Below are 17,286 nucleotides of genomic sequence, written 5' to 3'. Positions count from 1 at the left end.
AGGATGGCGGAGAGGCGGATACGACCGAGGATGGCCGAGAGCCCGGTAGGGCCGAGGATGACGGAGAGCCGGGTATGACCGGGGATGGCCGACAGAAGGGGGGCGTCATGGTCGACAAGCCGCTCGACGAGCTGACGGCCGCGCTGCGCGCGCTGCTGCCCGCCGACTCGGTGATCACGGACCCGGTACGCCTGCGCACCTACGAGTGCGACGGACTGACCTACCACCGAGCCACCCCGGGCGTCGTCGTACTGCCCGAGACGGCCGAGCAGATCGCCGCGGTGGTCCGTGCCTGCAACGACTTCGGGGTCCCGTTCGTGGCCCGCGGTTCCGGCACCGGCCTGTCCGGCGGGGCGCTCCCCCGCCAGGACGGCGTGCTCATCGTCACCTCCAAGATGCGCCGCGTCCTGGAGATCGATCTGCCCAACCGGCGGGCCGTCGTCGAGCCGGGCGTCACCAACCTGGCGATCACCGAGGCGGTCCGCGACCAGGGCTACTACTACGCCCCCGACCCGTCCAGCCAGCAGGTCTGCTCGATCGGCGGCAACGTGGCGGAGAACTCCGGCGGCGCCCACTGCCTCAAATACGGCTTCACGGTCAACCACATCGAAGCCTGCGAGATCGTCACCCCCGACGGCGACCTGGTGACCCTCGACCGGATGGACCCCGGCTACGACCTGCTCGGCGCGTTCATCGGCTCGGAGGGCACGCTGGGCATCGCCACCAAGATCACGGTACGGCTGAGCCGCGCCCCGGAGGCCGTCACCACGGTGCTGGCCGCGTTCGAGAGCATCGAGCAGGGCGGGCAGGCGGTGTCGGCCATCGTCGGCGCCGGCATCGTGCCGGCGGCGATCGAGATGATGGACGCGCTGGCCATCGAGGCGGCCGAGGCGGCGGTGTCCTGCTCCTATCCCGAGGGCGCGGGCGCGGTGCTGATCGTGGAGCTCGACGGGCCGGAGCGGGAGGTCGTCCGGCAGTTCGCCCGGCTGCGGGAGATCTGCTCGGGGGCGTTCGAGCTGCGCACGGCCGACGACCCGGCCGAGCGGGCGGCGATCTGGAAGGGCCGCAAGTCGGCGTTCGCGGCCGTCGGCCGCATCAGCCCCGCCTACATCGTGCAGGACGGCGTGGTGCCCCGCACCTCGCTGCCGAAGGTGCTGGCCGCCATCGACCGGCTGTCGGAGGAGTACGGGATCAGGGTGGCCAACGTCTTCCACGCGGGCGACGGCAACCTGCATCCGCTGGTGCTGTTCGACGACGCGGAGCCGGGGGCGGGCGAACGGGCCGAGACGGTCTCGGGCGCCATCCTCGACCTGTGCATCGAGCACGGCGGGTCGATCACCGGTGAGCACGGGGTGGGCGTGGACAAGGCGAAGTACATGCCGAGGATGTTCTCCGCGGACGATCTCGACACCATGCAGCTCGTCCGCTGCGCCTTCGACCCGAAGGGCCTGTCGAACCCGGGCAAGGTGTTCCCCACGCCGCGGCTGTGCGGGGAGGTGCCGGGGGTGCGCAAGGGCGTCCATCCGCTGGTCGCCTCGGGGCAGGCGGAGCAGTTCTGATGAAGATGGACGGGCTGGAGCGGACCGGCGTGACGGTCAGGAAGGCCGGGCCGGACGACGTCGTGGGCGGCGTGCGAGCGGGTGTGGTGGCCCTGCCCGAGTCGGTCGAGGAGATCTCGGCCGTGCTGCGCGCCTGCGCCGAGGCCGGCCTGGCGGTCGTGCCCGTGGGCGGCGGCACCAAGCTGCACTGGGGCCACCCGCCCGAGCGGTGTGACGTCCTGCTCGACCTGTGCTGCCTGAACGAGGTCGTCGAGCACGCCGCGGGCGACCTCGTGGTCAAGACCCAGGCCGGGGTGACCATGGACGCGCTGGCCGACGCGCTCGCCGAGCAGGGGCAGGAGCTGGCGCTGGACGTGCCGTTCGCCGAGGGCGCCACGGTCGGCGGCACGCTGGCCGCCGCGACGGCCGGGCCGCGCGCCTTCCGCTACGGTACGGCCCGCGACCTGCTCATCGGCATCACCGTCGTGCTGCCGGACGGGACCGTGGCCAAGTCGGGCGGCCGGGTGGTCAAGAACGTCGCGGGCTACGACCTGGGCAAGCTGTTCACCGGCTCGTACGGCACCCTGGGCGTCATCGCCGAGGCCACGTTCCGGCTGCACCCGCTGCCCGCCGACCGCCGCTATGTCGTGACCGAGCTCGCCCAGCGGCACGTTCAGGAGGTGACCGCGATGCTGGCCGCCGCACAGGCCGAGCCGAGCGCGGTCGAGCTCGACTGGCCCGGCGGGGACGCGCCGATCACGCTGGCCGTGCTGGTCGAGGGTTCGGCCGCCGGGCAACGGGCCGAGGCGCTGCGCGAGGCCATCGGCGCGGGCGCCGTCACGGACGAGGCACCCGCCTGGTGGGGGCTGGTCAGCGACGACGAGCTCCTGATCGAGCTGCGGTTCCCGCCCGCGCGGACGAGCGACGTCCTGGCGGAGGTACGCGACACCGGGCTCTCGCTCCGCGGCTCGCCCGTCGCGGGCCGGGTCTGGCTCCAGCCCACGGCTGAACCGCCCGCGGACTTCGCGGGTGTCGTGTCCGGCCTGCGGGAGCGCTTGACGCCGCTGGGCGGCCGGGTGACCGTGCTGGCCGCGCCGTACGAGGGCGTGGACCGCTGGGGGCCGGTGAGCGCGCTGCCGCTGATGCGGCGGGTCAAAGAGCGGTTCGACCCGGAGCGCCGTATGTCTCCCGGCCGGTTCATCGGCGGCATCTGAGTGAGCGGTAATCAGGAGGCATCTGGCATGACGTCCGGCGGCATCGACCCCAAGCTGATCAACGACTGCGTGCACTGCGGATTCTGCCTGCCCACCTGCCCGACGTACACGCTGTGGGGCGAGGAGATGGACTCGCCGCGCGGCCGGATCCACCTGATGAAGCAGCACGTCGAGGGCACCCCGGTGACGCCGGAGATGGCCGGGCACTTCGACGCCTGCCTCGGCTGCATGGCGTGCGTCACCGCCTGCCCGTCGGGCGTCCAGTACAACCGGCTGATCGAGCAGACGCGGGCCGAGGTCGAGCGGGTCCACGTGCGCGAGCCGCGCGAGCGGGCGGTCAGGGAGATCGTGTTCAGCCTGTTCCCCTACCCGCGCCGGCTGCGGCTGCTGCGCCCCGGAATGGGGCTGGCCGAGCGGATGGCGCCGTTCCTGGAGCGGGTGCATCCCAGCCTCGGGGCGATGGCGGGACTGGCACCCCGGGTCGGGCGCAGGCAGCGGATACCGCGGCTGGTCCGGGCCAGGGGACCGCGCCGGGCCGTGGTCGGCATGCTGACCGGGTGCGTCCAGGGCGAGTTCTTCCCCCAGGTCAACGCGGCCACCGCGCGGGTGCTCGCGCTGGAGGGCTGCGACGTGGTCATCCCGCCCGGCCAGGGCTGCTGCGGGGCGCTCAGCGTGCACTCGGGGCGCGAGGAGCAGGCCAGGCGGCTCGCGCGGCGCACGGTCAGGACGTTCACCAGGGCCGGTGTGGACACGGTCGTGGTCAACGCGGCCGGGTGCGGGTCGTCGATGAAGGAGTACGGCCAGCTGCTGGGCAGCGAGCCGGGGTTCCGCGTGCTGGACCTGTCGGAATTCCTCGTCGAGCTGGGACCGGTGGCGGATCGGCATCCCCTGCCCGTCACGGTGGCCTATCACGACGCCTGCCACCTGGCCCACGCCCAGGGGATCCGGGCCCAGCCGCGCGAGCTGCTGAAGGCGATCCCGGGGCTGGACCTGCGCGAGGTGCCGGAGTCGGCCATCTGCTGCGGCTCGGCCGGGACGTACAACATCTTCCAGCCCGAGGCGGCCCGCGACCTGGGTGACCGCAAGGCCAAGTCGGTGGCCTCGACGGGCGCGGAGCTGCTGGTGTCGGCGAATCCGGGCTGCACGATGCAGATCGCCGCCGCGATGCGGCGTGGCGGCGCGCGGATCAGGGTGGCGCACACGGCCGAGGTGCTGGACGCGTCGCTGCGCGGGGTTTCTCTTTGACCGGACGGGGGTTGGGCGGGTGAGCGTGCAGTCTGTCGAGCGGGCGCTCGACGTGCTGGAGGCGCTGGCCGAGCACGGTGGCGAGGCGGGGCTGTCGGAGATCGCGGCAAAGACCGGGCTGCCGTTCGGGACGATCCACCGGCTGCTGCAGACGCTCCTGGCCCGCGGCTACGTACGCCAGGAGTCGGACCGGCGCTACGCGCTGGGCGGCGGGCTGGTGCGGCTGGGCGGCATCGCCGAGAGCATGGTCGGGGTGTGGGCGCGGCCATACCTGTCGAAGCTGGTGTCGCTGTCGGGTGAGACGGCGAACCTGGCGGTGCTGGAGGGCGACTTCATCGTCTATGTGGCGCAGGTGCCGTCGCCGCGCAGGCTGCGGATGTTCGCGGAGGTCGGGCGGCGGGTGCTGCCGCACAGCACGGCCGTGGGCAAGGTGCTGCTGGCCGGGCGGCCGGCGGAGGAGGCGGTCGCGGTGTTCGTACGGACCGGCATGCCGCGCCGTACCCCCAACACGATCACCGACACCGACGGCATGCTCACCGAGCTCGGCCTGGTCAGGGACCGCGGTTACGCCATGGACCTGGGTGAGGAGGAGCTCGGCGTGCACTGCCTGGCCGTGCCCGTGCACGACGGGAACCGGGTGGTGGCCGCCATGTCGGTCTCGGGCCCGGCGGAGCGGATCGACGCCCTCGACCGGGAGGAGCTGGCCGGGGCCATGCGGAAGCTCGCGCTGGACTTCGGCGCCGAGCTCAGCCCGATGGCCGGCGGGAGCTGAAGCATTAGTCTGTTGCGCTATGAGCAACACGTCCGTTCAGTCGGTCGATCGGGCCATCGCCATCCTGGAGATCCTGGCGCGGAGGGGGCGACGCGGGTGACGGACCTCGCCGTCCAGCTCGACGTGCACAAGTCCACGGCCTTCCGGCTGCTGGCCGCGCTGGAGCAGGGCGGGCTGGTGGAGCAGAGCGGTGACCGCGGCCGCTACCGCCTCACAACTGGGTGGGCCAGCGCACCCCCTCGCACGCCACCTCCAGCGGCAAGGTGCTGCTGGCGTTCGGGGCGCTGTGGCTGCCCGCCGAGCCGGCGCGTTTCACGCCCTCGACGCTCACCGAGGCCGGGCGGCTGGGGCTGGCCGAGATCAGGGAGCGCGGCTGGGCCACCACGGTGGAGGAGCTGGAGGTGGGCCTGAACGCGGTGGCCGCGCCGATCAGGGGCAGCGACGGCTCGGTGGTGGCCGCGGTGAGCGTCTCGGGGCCGTCCTACCGGCTCACGCCCGAGCGGCTGCCCGAGGTCGGGGCGCTCCTGGCCGAGGGCGCGAGGGAGATAAGCCAGCGCATCGGCTATTACCGTTGACGGCATGTGTAGAAGCATCAAGACCCTGCGCCCGCCGTACACCGAGGACGTGACGGAAGACGACGTACGGGCGGCGGCGCTCCAGTACGTACGCAAGATCTCCGGGTTCCGCGCGCCCGCCGCGCACAACGCCGAGGCGTTCGACCGGGCCGTCGAGACGATCACCAAGGCGTCGGAGGAGTTGCTCGCGGCGCTGCAGGTGCGCGGAGGGCGTTGACACGATCCCCCGGTGGGAGAAGTGTCCCCTGTAACCGCATCCATCTCGCCAGGGGGCACCCCGTGATCAGTGGGCTGTATCAGGGTACGGACGGAGACTCGCGCCTCGAACTCCGGGTGGATGTGGACGGGGCGCGGCCCACGGGGCGGGTGAGCGGGGACCTGTTCACCACGGCCGGCGCGACCACGTCCTATGCCGGCTCGTTCGTGGTGAACACGGCCGCGGCGGTGGCCGAGGGCGCGGGGACGAAGATCACCGGGCGCGGGACGTTCTCCTTCGACACCCCGGCCAAGGACGTGACGGTCGCGATCAGCGGCACGGTGGGCACCGCCCAGGTCGCCGGTCAGAGCTATCAGCTGACGTTCTCCGGCCGCCACTTCCGTACCGTGCTGCTGGAACAGGACTCGGTGGCGGGCACCGAGCCGTTCGAGAGGTACGACACCGGGACCCTGCCCGGCCCGACCGGCTCGCCGGCGAGGGAGCTGAGCGTGGCCGCCGCGTACGACGAGGCGGGGATCCGCCTGACCATCAACCCGCCCGGGGTGATCCCGGTCGACGGGTCGGGCGCGGACCTGGCGTGGGACGACGCCGAGCTGCATCACGCGATGACGCAGCAGTTCAGCGCGTTCGGGGACGTACCGGCCTGGCGGGTGTGGCTGCTGGTGGCCAGCAAGCACGTGGGCGGCTACCGGGGCATCATGTTCGACTACGACGACGCGCATCAGCGGCAGGGATCCGCGGTCTTCTACGACGCGATCAAAGGCCGGACCCCGCAGGCGCAGCGGGCGCAGCTGCGCACGTACGTGCACGAGCTCGGCCACGCCTTCAACCTGCTGCACTCGTGGCAGAAGAACCTGGGCAACCCACCCCAGCCGCTCGGCCCGAACGGCGGCTTCGGTGACCTGTCGTGGATGAACTACGTCCAGAACTACCAGCCCGGCGGCGAGCAGGGCTACTGGGCCGCCTTCCCCTTCCAGTTCACCGACCCCGAGCTCGTCCACCTTCGCCATGGTTTCTACCGGGACGTGGCCATGGGCGCCAACGCCTTCGGCACCGGCGCCGCCGACATCGCGCCCTTCGAGCAGCCGGTCGTGGACCAGTCAGGGCTGCGGCTCGAACTGCGGGCCAAGGAGTCGTTCGGCTTCGGCGAGCCCGTCGTGGTGGAGCTGAAGCTGTCCACGGCCGGGGAGCCGCGCACCACGCACGGCCACCTCCACCCCGACACCGAGTTCACCCAGGTCACCATCACCCAGCCGACCGGCAGGACCGTGCTCTACCGGCCGATGATGCGGCACTGCGTCGACAGCTCACCCGACATCCGGCTCGACTCGGGCAACCCGGCCATGTACCGCAGCGCCTACATCGGGCACGGCCGCGACGGGCACTACTTCCAGCAGCCCGGCGAGTACCAGGTGCGCGGCCAGTACATCGCCGCCGACGGATCCCGCATCGTCTCCCCCGCCTGCCTGGTCAAGGTGCGCTACCCGGTCGGCGCGGACGACCACCGGGTGGCCGAGCTGATGCTCGGCGACGAGCAGGGCAAGCTGTTCTCGCTGCTCGGCTCCGACTCGCCGACGCTGAGCTCGGGCAACCGGGCGCTGGACGAGGTGATCGGCAGGTACGGCGGCCACCCGCTGGCCGTCTACGCCCGGATGGTCAAGGGGCTCAACGCCGAGCGGGAGTTCAAGGCGATCACCGCCGCCAAGCACGTACGGATCCGGCCACCGGACCTCAAGCAGGGCATCGAGCAGCTCACCGCGGTGGCCCGTGACGCCAGCGTCGACAACATCACCCTGAACATGGTGCTGCGCCGCCTGGCCAGGGCCGAAGCCCGGCAGGGCGACCTCGATCGGGCGAACGCGGTGATGGACAAGATGGTCGCGCTGTTCCAGGCCAAAGGGGTCAACCCCATCGTCATGGGGCAGATCAGACGGCAGGCCGAGCTCACGAAGGCGGCCCTCAGCGCGGAAGCATGACCGGCTGGTCGCCCGAGCAGCCGATCCGCACTTCGACGTCGGTGCCCTCGTCTTCGTCGGCGTCGAACTCGACCCTGGCCTCCTGCCGGGGGCCCGGGTCGACGTCGTCGACGGAGTAGCCCTGGGCGGGGCTCCACGAGCGCAGTGTCACCCGGCCGCCCGCGCAGGAGGCGATCACGGTGCCGCCGGCCGTACGGAGGACCTTGTCGCCACGCGGACCCGCGGACGCCTTCGGGGCGGCGGTCCCGGGCGGCCGCACAGGAGCGGTGGCGAGGGCGGCGCGGATCTCGCTCTGGCTCAGCACCCGCCCGGACGTGCCGGTGAACACTCCGCCGAGCAGCCCGAGCACCGCCACGGCCGCACCCGTCGCGGCGAGCGCGGTGGCGGCCCAGGCCAGCACGAGTCGCTTCACCACGCCAGCTTCCCCCCTCTCCGGATAAGGCCGGGTTAACGCCACGATAAGGCGGCCCTGCCCATGTCCTGGCACCCTCTACCGTTGCCATATATGGCTGACATCCTGCTCATCGAGGACGACGTGGCGATCCGCACGGCGCTGAGCCGCGGGCTGCGGGAGCTCGGCCATGCCGTCTCCTCCTCCCCCACGGCCCTGGACGGGTTGCGGCTGGCCGTCGAGGACCGGCCCGACCTGATCGTGCTCGATCTGGGGCTGCCCGACCTCGACGGCGTGGACCTGCTGCGCATGCTGCGGGCGGTGAGCCGGGTGCCGGTGATCGTCGCCACCGCCCGTGACGGGGATGCCGAGATGGTGCCGGTGCTCGACGCGGGTGCCGACGACTACGTGGTCAAGCCGTACAGCTCCGCGCAGCTCGACGCCCGGATCAGGGCTGTGCTGCGCCGCGCGGGCGACTCCGCGCCCGAGCCGCTGGAGGTCGGCGCGCTGCGCGTCGACCCGCGTGCGCGGGTCGCCACGATCGGCGGCGAGGAGCTGGACCTGACGCCGCGCGAGTTCGACGTGCTGCGCTACCTCGCCGCCCGGCCCGGCGAGGTGGTCACCAAGCGGGAACTGCTGACCGAGGTGTGGCAGCTCCCGTACGGCGGGGCGGACAAGACCGTCGATGTGCACCTGTCGTGGCTGCGCAGGAAACTGGGCGAGACCGCCGCGGAACCGCGTTATCTGCACACGGTGCGAGGCGTCGGGGTCAAGCTGGTCGAACCGTCATGAGGCGCTGGCTGGCGCTCCTGGTGGCCGCGACCACCTCGGTCGTGCTGATCGCGCTGCTGGTGCCGATGGCGCTGCTGATCCGCTCCGTGGCCCAGAACGGCGCCATGAACCGCGCCACCGCCGCCGCCGAGTCGGTCGCCGTCGCGGTCGGCACGCCCGACCTGGAGCTCGCGGTGGCGAAGGTCTCCTACCCCGTGACGGTGTTCATGCCCGACGGGCGGACGCTCGGCCAGGCCGCGCCCCGCTCCGACGCGGTACGGCTGGCCACCACCGGCCGTAGCGTCACGGCCGAGGCCCCGGGCGGCAGGGAGGTGCTCGTCTCGGTGCGTTCCCCGGAGGGAACGGTGGTGATCAGGGCGTTCGCGGACGAGGCGGAACTACTGCGCGGGGTCCGCGAGGCGTGGCTGGCGCTGCTGGTGCTCGGCCTGGCGCTGGCGATGCTGGGCATCGTCCTGGCCGACCGGCTGGCGCTCGCCGTCACCAGGCCGATCGACGGGCTGGCCAAGGTCTCGCACCGGCTGGCGGGCGGCGACCTGGCCGCGCGGGCGGAGCCGGGCGGCCCGCCGGAGGTGCGCTCGGTGGCGCTCGCGCTGAACCACCTGGCCGGGCGGATCCACGACCTGCTGGCGGCCGAGCGGGAGTCGGTGGCAGACCTGTCACACCGGCTGCGCACCCCTCTGACCGCTCTCCGGCTGGATGTGGAGTCGATGCGCGACCCTGAGGAGGCGGAACGCGTCGGGGCCCGCGTGGACGCCCTGGAGCGGGCCGTCAGCGCGGTCATCACCGACGCCCGCCGCCGCGCCGCCGGCCTGGAGGAGTGCGACGCGACGGCGGTGGTACGGGAGCGGGTGCGGTTCTGGTCGGTGCTCGCGGAGGATCAGGGACGGGCCGTCGAGGTGGACCTTCCGTCCGGCCCGCTCCCTGTGGCGGTCCGCGCGGAGGAGCTCGCCGCCTGCGTGGACGCGCTGCTCGGCAACGTGTTCGCGCACACTCCCGAAGGAGCCGCCCTGTCCGTACGGCTGGCGGCCCGCCCTCCCGGAGCCGTGCTGACGGTCTCCGACGAGGGCCCCGGCTTCGACCAGGCGCTCCTGGAGCGCGGCAACAGCGGAGGCGGATCCACCGGGCTCGGCCTGGACATCGCCCGGCGCACGGCCGAGGACGCGGGCGGGCGGCTGTCGGTCTCGGCCCCGTCCGGGGGCGGGGCGGTAGTGGAGGTGACGTTAACCGGGGCTTAGCGCGGCCTTACCGACGATCACGATTGCGTAGGGGCATGAACACAATCACCAAGTTCGTCGCAGCGGGTGCCGGAGCCGTCGTCCTCGTCGCGGGTGGCGGTGCCGCCTACGCCGCCGCCACGACCACCGCCGCGGCTCCCAAGGTCACGGCCGAGCGGGCCATCGAGATCGCGCACCAGCAGGTTCCCGGCGCGTGGGTCAAGGAGGTCTCCTACGACGGCCGCGGGAACCGGCCGGACGTGTGGGAGGTGGAGGTGGTCAAGGGCAACGTGGACCACGAACTCGACGTCGACGCGGCCACGGGGAAGGTCCTGGGCCAGAGCACCGACCGTACGGACGACGACGACTGACGCGCCGGCCGGGTGCGCCTCCTCTTCGAGGCGGCGCGCCCGGATCGTCAGCAGGAGTCGAGGATGCCGGTCATCGCGTCCTTCTCACCGGTGGTCAGCCACAGGTCGTACTTCGCTTTCACGTCGATCTGCTTGGCGATGTAGGTGCAGCGGTACGCCTTGCGCGGCGGCAGCCAGGTCGCGGCGTCGGAGTCGCTCTTCTGGCCGTTGAGCGGCCCGTCCACGGCCATCAGGTTCATCGGGTCGTTGGCGAACTCCTTGCGCTTGTCCGCCGTCCACTGCTGCGCGCCCTTCTGCCAGGCGTCCGACAGCGGGATCAGGTGGTCGATCTGCACGGCGGTGCTGGTGTCCTGGCCGCGCTTGAACGTGATGGTCTTGCCGCTGTAGGGGTCGTTCAGCACGCCGGTGAGGACGATGCAGTCGTGCGTGCCCGACTTGAACGTCTCGTCCTTCAGGTCGCGCTTCAAAATGTCGTTACGCGTGTCGCAGCCGTTGTGGTCGACGTCCGCCCATGCCGGGCCGAACTTCTCCCGCTCGAAGCCGGTACGCGGCGCGCGGCCTTTGACGGCGAGCTTGGCCAGCTTCTTGCGGGCGTCCCCCACGTCGGCCGACGAGGCCTTGCCCGTGTCGGCTTTAGGTGTCTGCGCATCCAGCTGCCCGCATCCCGCGAGCAATCCCACTGTGGCCAAACCGGCCAAACCCACCCGAAGCCGCACGCTCCACCCCCAGACTCAAGTTTTCGTAAAGTCTAGGTAGAGCAATTACCCCTAAGCGCCTATTTATCCCTCAAGTGCGTCAAGCAACCATTCGGCGAGGTAGGCGGCGTAGGACGAACGCACGTAGATCCGGTAGCCGCCCTCCCCCGCCAGTCGTTCGAGGAGTACGGCCGCCTTGCCCAGCAGCGTCTGGGCGTGCCCTGGGAACACCGCCGGGTGCAGGTCGATCGGGCAGCCGGTGATCAGGACGTCCAGCGCGCCCGGCCCCATGAGCTCCAGCACGGTCCGCTGCCCCGACACATCCACCCAACCGGGCCGCTCTTCGGCGCCACCCGACGCGTCCACCCTCCCGGGCCGCTCGTCGGTGTCCTCTGTCACGAGCCACCAGTCGGGTCCCAGCCGCAGCCCCACTCCCGGATCAGCCCCGCGAACCTCCCACATCCGCACGAAGGGCACCTCACGCAGGCATACCCGCTCGGAACCGGCGGCCTCAAAGCGGTCGGCGAACGCCGCCGCCGGGCTTTCCTTGCGGCAACCTTCCACCCGCCCGGCGACCGGCCGCACAGCCGGGTCACCGTCGCGCCGGGTGTTGCCGGGGTCGTAGAAGACCGGCTCGACCACCGTCACGGGCACGGCCGCCTCCCCCGACACCGCCGAGACCCGGTCGCCGACGGCCACGCCGCGGACCATGGCCAGGCTGAAGCTCCGCCCCAGCGCCGCGCTCAGGTAGCTGGAGGTCACGTGCCCCAGCATCGGCCCGGTCTGGCCCACAACCTGGGCACCCTCCGCTACGAACGCGGCCGGATCGTCGGCGAGCAGCCCCACCAGCCGCTTGCGCCCCTCGCGGGCGGTGTCGGGCCGCGCATGCGAGCGCTTGCCCACGAAGTCGGGCTTGCGCTTCGACACCAGCCACGACATGCCGAGGTCCTGCGGGGTGACCGTGCCGTCGGTCTCCTGGCCGACGATGGCGAACCCCTTCTCGGCCCGCAGCACGTGCATGGTCTCGGTCCCGTACGGCACCGCGCCCAGGTCCAGCACGGTCTCCCAAAGCGACCTGCCGTACCACCAGGGCACGTTGACCTCGTAGGCCAGCTCGCCGGAGAAGCTGATCCTGAACACCCGCCCGTCGACGCCCAGCACACTGGTGGCCGCGTACGTCATGAACGCCAGCTCCTCGGCCCCCGGCTCGATCAGCCCGATGATCTCCCGCGCCTTCGGTCCCACCACCGCGACCGTCGCCCAGTGGTCCGACACGGACGTGAACGACACCTCAAGCCCCGGCCACTCGGTCTGCCGCCACTCCTCCAGCCAGTCGAGCACGGCCGCCGCGTTGCCGGTGGTCGTGGTCATCAGGTAGTGGTCGTCGGCCAGGCGCGTGGTCGGCCACGGTCACATCTCGATGCAGATCGGCGAAGGCGTCGGTGGACAGCGGGTCCACCACCCAGAGCGCCGCCGGGGGCCGCAGGGGGAGCTCGTCGGTCTCCGGTACGCGGAAGCCGCCTCCCTGCCTCTTGCCCGTCGGCCGGGCCGCCTGGCAGCCCGCCGCGTAGCCGTCCTGGATGGCCTCAGCGATGCCGTAGCGGCCCCGGCAGGCGCCGGCGGAGCGTTCGGCCTGGGCGGAGACGCCGGGCACGAACGCCTGCGCCTCCTCGTCGAACACGGTCCGGCCCTGCGACTGGCTGAACAGGTGGACGACCGGGTTCCAGCCGCCGGCGACGGCCAGCAGGTCGGCCTCGAAACGCCGCTCACCGACCAGGACCTCGGTGAGCACACCGTCGGCATCCGCCACGGTCCCCGTGACTGTCCCAGTGACGATCTGCTCAGCGAACTCGTGCTCGTCGGCACCGGCTCGCGGGCGCGGATCGATGATGGCGGCGATCTCGACCCCGGCCGCCCGCAGGTCGCGCGCCGCCTCGTAACCCGAGTCCGTACAGGCGAAGACGACCGCCCGGCGGCCGGGCCGTACGCCGTAGCGGTTGACGTAGGTGCGGGCGGCCGAGGCGAGCATCACGCCGGGCCGGTCGTTGCCGGGGAAGGCGAGCGAACGTTCCTGCGCGCCGGTCGCCAGGACGACCTGGGCCGCGCGCAGATGCCACAACCGCTCACCCCGGGGGCGGCGCTCGACGGCCACCACGTAGTTGTGGTCGTAGTAGCCGATCGCCGTGGTCCTGGTGAGCACCCGGACGTCGGGCATGGACGCCAGCCGGGCGCGTACCAGGGCCACCCAGTCGAGCGCGCGGGCGCCGTCCAGGCGGACCCGGCTGTTGAGCAGGTCGCCGCCGAGCCGGGGCTGGTCGTCGACGAGGATCACCCGGGCGCCCGCCACCCCGGCGCTGAGCGCCGCGGCCAGCCCGGCGGGGCCGCCGCCGACCACCAGGACGTCACAGTGCAGGTAGCCCTTGTCGCAGCGGCGAGCGTGTCGCCGGGATGCCCCTCCATACGGCGACCGTCGAAGCTGAACGACAGCACGACGGAGCGGTCCACCAGACCGCCCGTGTCCAGACGGGTCATGGCGCCTTCCAGAACTCGTGGGTGGCGGTGTGCCGCCGGAGCGTGAACCAGGTCCGGCAGCCGTGCACGTGGAACCAGCGCTCGTCGAACCAGCCCTTGGGGTTGTCCCGCAGGAACACGTACTCGGCCCACTCCGCGTCCGTGACGGTGGCGGGCGTCTCGGGGTAGGCGATGCCTGGCTCCAATGATCACCAAACGAGGCCGGCTCACCATGCGCCCTCCGGTTGTTCCCTAATACGCAACAAGCACCGGACTACGCAACGACATAGAGCCCACCGAACCCCCGGACAAGGCCCCGGCAAGGTCACATGTCGCCCAGGTATGGGCCTACCGAATGGCCACCGGCTCTCGGCCGGACCACGGACGGGGCCCAGAACGCGCACGTCACGCCGCCCAGCGCGCTCCACCGGAGGAGCGTGTCCCTGGACAGAGCCCGGCCCCGTGCGGGGGTGGGGTTCGCCGGGCCGGCCGCAAAAAGGATCCCGCCTTAAAAGGCGGGACCCCTCACGACGGGAGAGCCAGGCGACCACCGGGTTGCGGGGCAGTGCCCCGACCTTCAGGCCGGGGGGTGAAGGCCCGCGCGGGAGTGCCCGCCAGGGCGCGAGGGTGCTCTAACTTGGCTGGTTTTGCTGCTCGATGTACTGGCGCACGATCGACAGGGGTGCGCCGCCGACGCTCCCGGCGAAGTAGGAACCCGACCACAGCTTGTTCGCGCGGTAGTAGTGGGCGGCCAGTTCGGGAAACTCCTGGCGCATTCGCCGGGAGGCCACACCCTTGAGCGAGTTGACCAGCTTGGACAGGGCGACCTTCGGCGGGAAGTTCACCAGCAGGTGGACGTGGTCGTGGCCGCCGTTGAACTCGGTCAGTTCGGTCTCGAAATCCGCGCACACGTCCCTCATGATCTCTTCCATTCGGGTCAAGTGGGTGTCGGCGAACACCTTATGCCGGAACTTCGTCACGAAAACCAAATGGGCGTGGAGAACGAAAACACAGTGCCTACCAGTTCTGATGTCGCCAGTTTCAGCCATAACCCAATACTAGATCGGCTAGGATTCAGGGGTGAGCGGGCCGGAGGTGGTCAAGCGGCAGCGCGGGCATAAAGCCCGCCTGGAGCTGACCTGCGCCCAGTCCGCGCTCCTGGACGAGCAGGCATCCGCCGCGATCACCCTATGGAACTGCCTGCACGCCTACTGGACGCACTTCCCCAGCAGAAGACCGACGCTGGCCCAGGCTGATCAGGCGATCCGCCAAGCCCGCGCGGACTTCCCGTTCCTAGCCGTACTGCCCGCCCAAGCCGCCCAAGCCGTCCTGAAAACGTATCGGCAGGCGTGGGAGAACTTCTTCAACCCCGATCACCCCGCCCGAAAGCCCACGTTCAAGTCCAAGAAGAACCACCCTCAACCGGCGGTCGATGTCCCCCAGGCCCGCAACATGCGCATCGTTCGCCTGTCAACGCGGTGGGGCGCACTCACCCTGCCGATGGTCGGGCGAGTGCGGTTTCGATGGACCAAGGACCTGCCCGGCGTCGGGAAGAACTCTCCTGCGGGCAAGGTGACCGGCGGACGCCTGATCAAGGACGCGTTCGGCTGGCAGATCGTGTTCCGCACCGAAACCCTGCACGCGCCCGCCTGCGCGCATCAGGGCCCACAAGTCGGGATCGACCGAGGCATCAACGTCGCCCTGGCGTTGTCCGACGGCACCATGCGCGAACACGGCGACTGGCTCACTCCCGGCGAGAAAGAGCACCTGCGCCGTTTGGAGAAGAAGTCCGCCCGCCAGCGCGCGTCCCGGCCGAACAGGACCCGCCCCTCCCACCGAGAGCGGCGCACCTACGACCAGATCGCCCGGCTCCGCGCGAAAGCCAAGCGCAGGGCCATCGACTGGCAGCACCAAACCACCACCGAACTCGCCGCCACCTTCGCCGTGATCAAGGTGGAGAAACTCCAGATCGCGAACATGCTCCGCTCCGCCAAGGGCACGATCGACGCCCCCGGCAAGAACGTCACCCAAAAGGCGGGGCTGAACCGCTCGATCAGCGGCCAGGCGTGGGGCCGGACCGTCACCCTGCTCGAATACAAGACCACCGACCATGGCGGGCAGGTCGTCAAAGTCCCCGCCCCAGGCACCTCACAGACCTGCCACCGATGCCACCACCGCGACCCGGCCAGCCGCAACGCAACCGTATTCGCCTGCGTCAACCCCGCCTGCGGATGGGTCGGCCATGCCGACACCAACGCCGCGATCAACATCAACAACGCCGCTGGACTAGTGGTGTCAGGACGTGGAGACCTCGGGAGTACCCGGTCTGCGAAACATCAACCCCCGCGCGCCGCCTAACCGCCACGCGACGGGAGAACCCCCGGCCCTAAGGGCCGGGGAGGAGGTCAAGAGCGCCCGTACGAGTCCTCAAGGCGCTCGATGTCGTCCTCGTCGAAGTGACCGAAGGCGATCTCGAGGATCCGCGTCGCGGGCCCGGACGAGCTGAGCCGGTGCGTCTGCCCCTGCTGGATCAGCACCCGATCCCCCACAGCGGGCTCGATGCGCTTCCCGTCCACCTCGAACACGCACCCCGGGTCGAGCGCCACCCACAGCTCGGAGCGGTGCTCATGACGCTGCAGGCTCAGCCGTTGCCCTGGCGAGACCTCGATGATCTTTACGGTGGACACCTCGTTGAGGGTGAACCGCTCGAATCCACCCCACGGCCGCTCATCACGGATCACAGCCGCCAGCCTGTCGATGTCCTGCATCGCCCCTCCATGGAAAAGTCACGCCATAAACCCGCGCTCAAACTACCAGGCGTCCCCTGACCAGGCGGTAAGCGGCCTGGCACCGCACGGCCGGACGACGCACGGCCGGACGACGCGTGGCCGGACGACGCGTGGCCGGACGACGCGTGGCCCGACAAAGGACGGCCAGACGGCGCACGGCCCGACAAAGCACGGCCAGACGACGCACGGCCCGACGAGTTGGTCAGGTGATGAGGATGCCGCCGTCGACGGGCAGGACGACGCCCGTGATGTACGACGACGCGTCACTCGCCAGGAAGACCGCCGCGGCCACCAGCTCCGCCGCTTCCCCCACCCGCCCCATGACCACCCGCTGCGCGACCATCCGCTCCATGTAGTCGGCCTTGAACTGCACCGTCATCTCCGAGGCGAAGAACCCGGGCTCCAGGCAGTTGACCCGGATCCCCCGCCGTCCCGTCCACTGCTGCGCCAGGTCGCGGGTCAGCCCGATCACCGCCGCCTTCGACGCGCTGTAGGCGGCCTGCGGCAGCCCGGCCGTCGTCTCCGCCAGGATGCTGCCGATGTTGACGATCGACGAGCCGGGCCGCATCACCCGCGCGCACGCCTGCGCCATCCAGTACGTGCCGTGCAGGTTGATGTCGACCACCTGCCGGAACTCCTCCGGCGTCTCCCGCAGCGCTGGCACGGCGGTGCCGACCCCGGCGTTGTTGATCAGCACGTCGACCGCGCCCATGGTCTCCACGGCCGCGGCGACCAGCGCCTGGCAGTCCTCGACCTTGGCCACGTCGGTCGGCACGGCCAGGCACCGGCGGCCGGTCTCCTCGACCAGCCGCCGCGTCTCGTCCAGCCGATCCTGCCGCCGGGCCCCGATCACGATGTCGGCCCCGGCCTCGGCCAGCCCGCGGGCGAAGGCCACGCCCAGCCCCGACGACGCGCCGGTGACGATGGCGACCTTCCCGTCGAGGCTGAAGCGTTGCAGCATCCTAGAGACCGTAATCCTTGTCGAG

General features: G+C 71.2%; 19 protein-coding genes. 11 read left to right on the top strand and 8 right to left on the bottom strand.

Annotated features, from left to right (window positions below):
* Positions 1 to 107: 107 nt before the first annotated feature.
* The 7 genes from AB0J16_RS06925 (at position 108) to AB0J16_RS06895 (ending at position 7,537) form a co-directional block, all read left to right on the top strand.
* A complete protein-coding gene (locus AB0J16_RS06925; protein ID WP_358535474.1) occupies positions 108 to 1,559 on the top strand; it encodes an FAD-linked oxidase C-terminal domain-containing protein in 1,452 nt (483 codons plus the stop codon).
* Positions 1,559 to 2,752: an FAD-binding oxidoreductase gene (locus AB0J16_RS06920; RefSeq protein WP_358535472.1), complete on the top strand. Its 1,194-nt coding sequence runs from the start codon at positions 1,559 to 1,561 to the stop codon at positions 2,750 to 2,752. Before AB0J16_RS06925 ends, AB0J16_RS06920 begins: the two co-directional genes overlap by 1 nt.
* 27 nt (positions 2,753 to 2,779) lie before the next feature.
* Complete coding sequence (locus AB0J16_RS06915) at positions 2,780 to 3,997, top strand: heterodisulfide reductase-related iron-sulfur binding cluster (protein WP_358535470.1); 1,218 nt, start codon at positions 2,780 to 2,782, stop codon at positions 3,995 to 3,997.
* A gap of 19 nt (positions 3,998 to 4,016) precedes the next feature.
* A complete protein-coding gene (locus AB0J16_RS06910; protein WP_358535468.1) occupies positions 4,017 to 4,769 on the top strand; it encodes an IclR family transcriptional regulator in 753 nt (250 codons plus the stop codon).
* 221 nt (positions 4,770 to 4,990) lie between these two features.
* On the top strand, positions 4,991 to 5,344 hold the full coding sequence (locus AB0J16_RS06905; RefSeq protein WP_358535466.1) for an IclR family transcriptional regulator C-terminal domain-containing protein: 354 nt from the start codon (positions 4,991 to 4,993) through the stop codon (positions 5,342 to 5,344).
* A gap of 4 nt (positions 5,345 to 5,348) precedes the next feature.
* A complete protein-coding gene (locus AB0J16_RS06900; protein ID WP_225290696.1) occupies positions 5,349 to 5,561 on the top strand; it encodes a DUF2277 domain-containing protein in 213 nt (70 codons plus the stop codon).
* 62 nt (positions 5,562 to 5,623) lie between these two features.
* Positions 5,624 to 7,537, top strand: coding sequence for a hypothetical protein (locus AB0J16_RS06895; protein ID WP_358535464.1), 1,914 nt, complete (start codon positions 5,624 to 5,626; stop codon positions 7,535 to 7,537).
* Here the strand turns inward: AB0J16_RS06895 and AB0J16_RS06890 are convergent.
* A complete protein-coding gene (locus tag AB0J16_RS06890; RefSeq protein WP_358535462.1) occupies positions 7,521 to 7,952 on the bottom strand; it encodes a hypothetical protein in 432 nt (143 codons plus the stop codon). The two genes, AB0J16_RS06895 and AB0J16_RS06890, sit on opposite strands and share 17 nt — an antisense overlap.
* 90 nt (positions 7,953 to 8,042) lie before the next feature.
* Between AB0J16_RS06890 and AB0J16_RS06885 the strand changes: the two genes are divergently transcribed.
* From AB0J16_RS06885 to AB0J16_RS06875, 3 genes are read left to right on the top strand one after another with little or no spacing between them, the layout of a single operon-like run.
* On the top strand, positions 8,043 to 8,720 hold the full coding sequence (locus tag AB0J16_RS06885) for a response regulator transcription factor (protein ID WP_358535460.1): 678 nt from the start codon (positions 8,043 to 8,045) through the stop codon (positions 8,718 to 8,720).
* Positions 8,717 to 9,955 carry a HAMP domain-containing sensor histidine kinase gene (locus tag AB0J16_RS06880; protein WP_358535458.1) on the top strand — a complete coding sequence of 413 codons (1,239 nt, stop codon included), beginning with the start codon at positions 8,717 to 8,719 and terminating at the stop codon, positions 9,953 to 9,955. The genes AB0J16_RS06885 and AB0J16_RS06880 overlap by 4 nt, the downstream gene beginning before the upstream one ends.
* A gap of 35 nt (positions 9,956 to 9,990) precedes the next feature.
* A complete protein-coding gene (locus AB0J16_RS06875) occupies positions 9,991 to 10,305 on the top strand; it encodes a PepSY domain-containing protein (protein WP_358535455.1) in 315 nt (104 codons plus the stop codon).
* A 47-nt stretch (positions 10,306 to 10,352) separates the two neighbouring features.
* Here AB0J16_RS06875 and AB0J16_RS06870 read toward each other — a convergent pair whose 3' ends face one another.
* From AB0J16_RS06870 to tnpA, 5 genes are all read right to left on the bottom strand, one after another.
* A complete protein-coding gene (locus AB0J16_RS06870; protein ID WP_358535453.1) occupies positions 10,353 to 11,021 on the bottom strand; it encodes an HNH endonuclease family protein in 669 nt (222 codons plus the stop codon).
* Positions 11,022 to 11,084: 63 nt separating this feature from the next.
* On the bottom strand, positions 11,085 to 12,371 hold the full coding sequence (locus AB0J16_RS06865; RefSeq protein WP_358535451.1) for a glycine cleavage T C-terminal barrel domain-containing protein: 1,287 nt from the start codon (positions 12,369 to 12,371) through the stop codon (positions 11,085 to 11,087).
* Positions 12,292 to 13,395 carry an FAD/NAD(P)-binding oxidoreductase gene (locus AB0J16_RS06860; RefSeq protein WP_358535449.1) on the bottom strand — a complete coding sequence of 368 codons (1,104 nt, stop codon included), beginning with the start codon at positions 13,393 to 13,395 and terminating at the stop codon, positions 12,292 to 12,294. Before AB0J16_RS06860 ends, AB0J16_RS06865 begins: the two co-directional genes overlap by 80 nt.
* Before the next feature lie 133 nt (positions 13,396 to 13,528).
* A complete protein-coding gene (locus tag AB0J16_RS06855) occupies positions 13,529 to 13,717 on the bottom strand; it encodes a sarcosine oxidase subunit delta (protein ID WP_358535447.1) in 189 nt (62 codons plus the stop codon).
* A 426-nt stretch (positions 13,718 to 14,143) separates the two neighbouring features.
* Complete coding sequence (gene tnpA, locus AB0J16_RS06850; RefSeq protein WP_358535445.1) at positions 14,144 to 14,560, bottom strand: IS200/IS605 family transposase; 417 nt, start codon at positions 14,558 to 14,560, stop codon at positions 14,144 to 14,146.
* A gap of 31 nt (positions 14,561 to 14,591) precedes the next feature.
* On the opposite strand from tnpA, the gene AB0J16_RS06845 reads away from it, so the two are divergent.
* On the top strand, positions 14,592 to 15,869 hold the full coding sequence (locus tag AB0J16_RS06845; RefSeq protein ID WP_358535443.1) for a transposase: 1,278 nt from the start codon (positions 14,592 to 14,594) through the stop codon (positions 15,867 to 15,869).
* 47 nt (positions 15,870 to 15,916) lie between these two features.
* On the opposite strand, the gene AB0J16_RS06840 is transcribed toward AB0J16_RS06845, so the two are convergent.
* Both AB0J16_RS06840 and AB0J16_RS06835 read right to left on the bottom strand, forming a co-directional pair.
* On the bottom strand, positions 15,917 to 16,279 hold the full coding sequence (locus AB0J16_RS06840) for a phosphomannose isomerase type II C-terminal cupin domain (protein WP_214638474.1): 363 nt from the start codon (positions 16,277 to 16,279) through the stop codon (positions 15,917 to 15,919).
* A 223-nt stretch (positions 16,280 to 16,502) separates the two neighbouring features.
* Positions 16,503 to 17,261: an SDR family oxidoreductase gene (locus AB0J16_RS06835; RefSeq protein ID WP_358535441.1), complete on the bottom strand. Its 759-nt coding sequence runs from the start codon at positions 17,259 to 17,261 to the stop codon at positions 16,503 to 16,505.
* Positions 17,262 to 17,286 lie beyond the last annotated feature (25 nt).

Origin of the sequence: Nonomuraea sp. NPDC049750 (genome assembly GCF_040659625.1) — a bacterium.
Lineage (GTDB): Bacteria > Actinomycetota > Actinomycetes > Streptosporangiales > Streptosporangiaceae > Nonomuraea.
This window is presented reverse-complemented; position numbering and strand designations above follow the sequence as displayed.

Excerpts from the sequence above, each read along its gene's own strand:
- AB0J16_RS06925 (WP_358535474.1), top strand. The coding sequence starts at position 108 with ATGGTCGACAAGCCGCTCGACGAGCTGACGGCCGCGCTGCGCGCGCTG.
- AB0J16_RS06920 (WP_358535472.1), top strand. The coding sequence starts at position 1,559 with ATGAAGATGGACGGGCTGGAGCGGACCGGCGTGACGGTCAGGAAGGCC.
- AB0J16_RS06915 (WP_358535470.1), top strand. The coding sequence starts at position 2,780 with ATGACGTCCGGCGGCATCGACCCCAAGCTGATCAACGACTGCGTGCAC.
- AB0J16_RS06900 (WP_225290696.1), top strand. The coding sequence starts at position 5,349 with ATGTGTAGAAGCATCAAGACCCTGCGCCCGCCGTACACCGAGGACGTG.
- AB0J16_RS06885 (WP_358535460.1), top strand. The coding sequence starts at position 8,043 with ATGGCTGACATCCTGCTCATCGAGGACGACGTGGCGATCCGCACGGCG.
- AB0J16_RS06880 (WP_358535458.1), top strand. The coding sequence starts at position 8,717 with ATGAGGCGCTGGCTGGCGCTCCTGGTGGCCGCGACCACCTCGGTCGTG.
- AB0J16_RS06875 (WP_358535455.1), top strand. The coding sequence starts at position 9,991 with ATGAACACAATCACCAAGTTCGTCGCAGCGGGTGCCGGAGCCGTCGTC.
- AB0J16_RS06865 (WP_358535451.1), bottom strand. The coding sequence starts at position 12,371 with ATGACCACGACCACCGGCAACGCGGCGGCCGTGCTCGACTGGCTGGAG.
- tnpA (WP_358535445.1), bottom strand. The coding sequence starts at position 14,560 with ATGGCTGAAACTGGCGACATCAGAACTGGTAGGCACTGTGTTTTCGTT.
- AB0J16_RS06840 (WP_214638474.1), bottom strand. The coding sequence starts at position 16,279 with ATGCAGGACATCGACAGGCTGGCGGCTGTGATCCGTGATGAGCGGCCG.
- AB0J16_RS06835 (WP_358535441.1), bottom strand. The coding sequence starts at position 17,261 with ATGCTGCAACGCTTCAGCCTCGACGGGAAGGTCGCCATCGTCACCGGC.